The following is a 4438-nucleotide window of genomic DNA, read 5'->3' as shown; positions in this document are numbered from 1 at the left end:
CTTCCTTCAGGCGGCTTTCACACCGGCCCTCCGGGCGCTTCGTTCTTTCGTGTTTCCAGCTTACCAGACGTTTTCCGCTCCGTTTCCGGCGCTTCATTCATCCGATTCCCGCTGGGGGATTTCCTTCGACTTCGCTCCGAAGCTTATCAAAGCTTTCGGTGTGCTCAGTTCCGGGATTTACCTCGTCGGAGAGGGTGCGCATTCGTAAAACGCGCTCACCTCGACTCGGCGGTGTCGTAGACACTAACGCCTGTGCCCGACCGTTGTCCAGTCGCTCGCAACCGTTCAAACCTACTAGCCCACCCGCGCCACGTCAATGGTTTGGCTGAGATGCGAGAAGAGTAGCAGGTCAGGGGCCTGGTGATCACATCGACTCACGCAGCGACCGGCTGGAGGTCCGCCCGGTCGGTCGCCTCCAGATCGCCGGTCTCTCCGGTCGCCGCGGCCTTTCGACCCAGGACCAGGGCATAGAGGAGGAACGCCACCTCCGCCAGCGCGCCGATCGTGATCCGCGCCCAGGTGGGCAGGCCGGACGGCGTGACGAAGGCTTCCAGGACACCGGAGACGGCCAGGACGGTCGTGAGGCCGACGGCCATGCCGATGATGGACCGCCCCTGTTCGGCCAGAGCGGTCGCGCGGGTACGTGGGCCGGGGTCGACGATCGTCCAGCCGAGGCGCAGCCCCAAGCCTCCGGCGACGAAGACCGCGGTCAGTTCCAGCAGGCCGTGCGGGATGAGCAGGCCGAGGAAGATGTCGAGCCTGCCGGCGGACGCCATCAGTCCGACGCCCAGACCGAGATTGAGGACGTTGCTCCAGAGCACCATCACCACCGGGATCCCGAGCACGACCCCGTAGAGCAGGCACTGCACGGCGATCCAGGCGTTGTTCGTCCAGACCTGCGCCGCGAAGGAGCCGGCCGGGCGGTCCGAGTAGTAGGCCTCGTAGTCGCCGCCGGGCCTGGTCATCTCCCGGATCTGGTCCGGGGTCGCCAGGCTGTTCCGGACCTCCGGATGTCCGGCGACCCACCAGGCGACGAGCGCGGTCGCGAGGAGGGAGAGGATCGCGACCGGCAGCCACCAGCGGCGCGACCGGTAGAGCGCGGCCGGGAAGCTCACCGTGTAGTAGCGCACGACGTCCCGCCAGCCGCTGGTCCGGCTGCCCGTGACCGAGTCGCGCGCCCGCGAGACCAGACTGGTGAGCCTGCCCTCCAACGTGGGGTCGGGCGCGGCGGCCTGGACCTTGGCGAGGTGCCCGGTGGCGCGCTGGTAGAGGGAGACCAGTTCGTCGGCCTCCTCCCCGGTGAGACGGCGCCTCCTGGAAAGGGCGTCCAGCCGGGCCCACTCCCCCTGGTGGGTGGCGACGAAGACGTCCAGGTCCATTCGGCGACTCCAGGGTCGGCGCGGGGCGCGCGGGCGGGCTTGGTCGGACAGGTGGGCCCAGCATGCCAGGGCACGGGTGCGCGCGGGCGTCCGGGACCTCCCTTCCCGACCGGGTCCGGGGCCCCGTATGTTGACGACTGCAGATCACGGGATCGTGGGGGCGATCCATCGGATTCCTCTCCCCGCGGATCACGGACCACGAACCACCGACGGGAACGGACGGGTGCCTTGAGCGACCTGGTGACGGGCGAGGCGGTCGTCCTCGGCCTGCGTGCGGCGAAGCTTCCGAGCCGGGCACTGGCGATCGCGCTGGACCTCACCCTGCAGATCGCCGGCCTGGTGGCGGCGTCCCTGGTGCTGAGCCTGACGCTCGTCGACATCGACGGTGCGGCGGTCGCGGCGGTCACGCTCGGGCTGATGGTCTTCTTCCTGGTGGCCCTGCCGGTCATGATCGAGACACTGACCCGCGGACGTTCGCTGGGGAAGGCCGCCCTCGGGCTCCGGGTGGTGCGCAGCGACGGCGGGCCGGTGCGGTTCCGGCACGCGCTGGTGCGCGGGCTGGTCGGCTTCCTGGAGATCGTCGTGCTGTTCGGCGTCCCTGCCGTGATCTGCTCGATGGTGTCCACGGAGGGCAAGCGGCTGGGCGACGTGTTCGCGGGGACACTGGTGGTCCGCGAGCGCGTGCCCGGTGGCGGCGGCACCGCCACGGCGCTGCCGCCGGTCCACCCGCAGCTGTTGCAGGCGATCGGCGGCGAGCTGGTCGCGCTCGACCTCTCCGCCGTGCCCGAGCCGCTCTGGCTGGCCGTCCGCCAGCTGCTCGGGCGGATCGGCGAGCTCGACCCGGCGGTGGCCCACCAGATGTCGGTCAGGCTGGCGGACGACGTGACCGCCCGCACCGGTCATCCGGTCCCCTACGGCGTGCATCCGGCGGCGTACCTCGGTGCGGTCCTGACCGAGCGCCAGCGCCGTGAGTGGGAGCGGGCCCAGGGGCACGCCTTCCAGCAGGCCCGCCACCAGGCGCAGTACCCGGCGCAGGCGCCCGCGGCGCAGGGACAACAGCACCAGCCGCCGTACCCTCACCCGCACCCGACGGCTCCCGCCGCACCCACCGCACCGCCGGCACCGGAGCCCGCACCGAAGCCCGCGCCCGGTACCGGCTTCGCCCCGCCGGCCTGAGTCGTTCCCTGGTCGGCCCCGGTCCCGGAGGGCCTTGAAGCAGGCGCGTTGCCCGTGCGTCCCTGGATGCCCCTCGCCGGATCGGCGCGGTCTCGTCGCGTCGTGCGCGAGGCGAGGTCGCCGATCACGGACGTGGTCGGCTCGGGTTCGTGTCCTCCCTTCACGCGGACCGGGCCGGACACCGGCTCGTGTACGGCGCCTCAGGGCGACCCGTTCGTCAGCAGCAGATGGAAGCTGCGGCCGCGGTGGACGAACGTGACGGTGTCGGATTCGCAGCCGTCGAAGTAGACCGGCCACAGCGGCTCCTCGCCGCTGTGGTAGCCGGTGGGGCGCAGGAAGTGTCCGGGCTGACAGCGGCGAAGGACCACGCCGGGCCGTCCTCACCGAGCAGTTCCCGGGCGAAGTCGCACACCAGTCGCTCGGCGTCCGCCGCCGGGTAGTGGTGGCCGTAGGGGCTGTACGCCTCGCAGAGCATCCAGCGCAGCCGCGCCAGGAAGCCGGCGCGGTCGAGCGGGCTCACCGCGGCGCGGAATCCCTCGCGCAGGAGCGGGCGCTCGAAAGGCTCGCTGTCGTACGCGTCCGCCAGGACGTACCAGTTGCGGCGTGCGTCGGCGGCGCGCATCAGTCGCTCGAACAGGGCACTGCGCAGGAAGGCGTGCAGGACGGCCCGGCGGTTCCCGGCCGTCACGAGTGCGTCGCAATCCGCGGTGAGCAGCAGGGTGTTGCTGTTCATCGCGCTGTCGACGGCGGAGAGGAAGGCGTCGACGGCCGGAGGTTCGGGATTCGGTGGTGGCGCGCTGAACCTCGGGGAGCCCATGGCCCCAGCCTTGCAGGCGGTCGTCGCCGGTTCAACGGCTCTTCCACCGATCTGACCGGCTACCCGGCGCGGCACCGGCCGGCGGTGCCGGCAGGGCGAACCGGGGGCCTGGGCGGGCAAGGGGCCGTCGCCGGTTCACGTCCGGGGCGCCGACACGAGGTCACGGAACGCCTCTCAGCCGCCCAGGCCCTCGCCGTACCCGAACGCGGCCGGCCACGCGTTCGGCGGGGACTCCAGTTCCTCCAGCTCGATCCCGCCCGCGGCGAGCACGACGTCCCCGGCGAGGTGCACGACCTGCTGCTCCCCCGTCTCCAGGTCCGCCACCTGGTACCGCTCGACCAGCAGCGGCCCCGAGTCGGTCTCGTGCGTGTCCGCGCCCTCCAGCAGCCACCCCTGGTCGAAGGTGCGCGGAGCCAGCACCGGCTCGGTGAACGCGACCAGCCGTACCCGCGCGCTCGCCCCCTCCCGCAGGCGCAGCAGCCGGGCGGTGGCGACCAGGAACCCCGGCGAGCGTCCGGCGAAGCCGTGCGCCCGGTCGTGGCCCTCGGCCGCCTGCTCGCCGGCCGGGTCGGCGGCGTCCGCCCGTACCCAGGCGACCCCGTCGACGGCACCGCCCCGCACCTGCCAGCCGCCCGCGCGCAGTTCCATCCGCAGCGGCCGGGCCCGCGCGTCCAGCGTCAGGTCCACCGTGCCGAGGACGTGTCCGTCCGGTGCGTAGGTCTTGGAGACGTACCGCCAGCCGGCCGGGCCGGGCGCGCAGCTGAAGCGCTCCTCACCGAGCAGCACGTGGTCGTGGGTGTCGTGGAGCGAGTACCGGCCGTTGGGCATGCCCGAAAGCCTACGTCCGCGATCACCGGCGCCCGGCATGCAACCTCCCGTTGCGGTGCCGCATCAAGGAGGTGGACGGCTGTCGACCGGCGCCGCCGTCACCGAGCTCTACGTGCACTGGCCTCGGATCGGCGAGGTGGAGAACCTGGACGGCTACGCCCGACGAGGGCACCTGGACCACTGACGTCCTGCGCCGTTGAGCACCGGAACGCCGGTGGCCGGCACCCCCGCTCGGGGG

General features: G+C 72.1%; 6 protein-coding genes. 3 read left to right on the top strand and 3 right to left on the bottom strand.

The window, feature by feature from the left end; translation table 11 throughout:
• Nucleotides 1-208, top strand: a 208-nt coding sequence (locus tag ACFWOG_RS39825; RefSeq protein ID WP_380364537.1) for a hypothetical protein, incomplete at its 5' end; no start/stop codon positions are given.
• A 166-nt stretch (nt 209-374) separates the two neighbouring features.
• On the opposite strand, the gene ACFWOG_RS39820 is transcribed toward ACFWOG_RS39825, so the two are convergent.
• Nucleotides 375-1379, bottom strand: a complete 1005-nt coding sequence (locus ACFWOG_RS39820) for a stage II sporulation protein M (RefSeq protein ID WP_329882787.1) — start codon at nt 1377-1379, stop codon at nt 375-377.
• A 228-nt stretch (nt 1380-1607) separates the two neighbouring features.
• Between ACFWOG_RS39820 and ACFWOG_RS39815 the strand changes: the two genes are divergently transcribed.
• A complete protein-coding gene (locus tag ACFWOG_RS39815) occupies nt 1608-2555 on the top strand; it encodes an RDD family protein (RefSeq protein WP_380364535.1) in 948 nt (315 codons plus the stop codon).
• 217 nt (nt 2556-2772) lie between these two features.
• On the opposite strand, the gene ACFWOG_RS39810 is transcribed toward ACFWOG_RS39815, so the two are convergent.
• A complete protein-coding gene (locus ACFWOG_RS39810; RefSeq protein WP_380364533.1) occupies nt 2773-3372 on the bottom strand; it encodes a hypothetical protein in 600 nt (199 codons plus the stop codon).
• 174 nt (nt 3373-3546) lie between these two features.
• Nucleotides 3547-4200 (bottom strand): hypothetical protein, encoded by a 654-nt coding sequence (locus ACFWOG_RS39805; protein ID WP_329882784.1) that lies wholly within the window; start codon nt 4198-4200, stop codon nt 3547-3549.
• Between the two features lie 37 nt (nt 4201-4237).
• Here ACFWOG_RS39805 and ACFWOG_RS39800 point away from each other — a divergent pair, with 37 nt between their 5' ends.
• Nucleotides 4238-4384: a hypothetical protein gene (locus tag ACFWOG_RS39800; protein ID WP_380364531.1), complete on the top strand. Its 147-nt coding sequence runs from the start codon at nt 4238-4240 to the stop codon at nt 4382-4384.
• Nucleotides 4385-4438 lie beyond the last annotated feature (54 nt).

The sequence above is a fragment of the Kitasatospora sp. NPDC058406 genome, assembly GCF_042722765.1.
Lineage (GTDB): Bacteria > Actinomycetota > Actinomycetes > Streptomycetales > Streptomycetaceae > Kitasatospora.
Note: the sequence above shows the minus strand (reverse complement) of the source record. Positions and strands in the feature narration are given on the sequence as shown.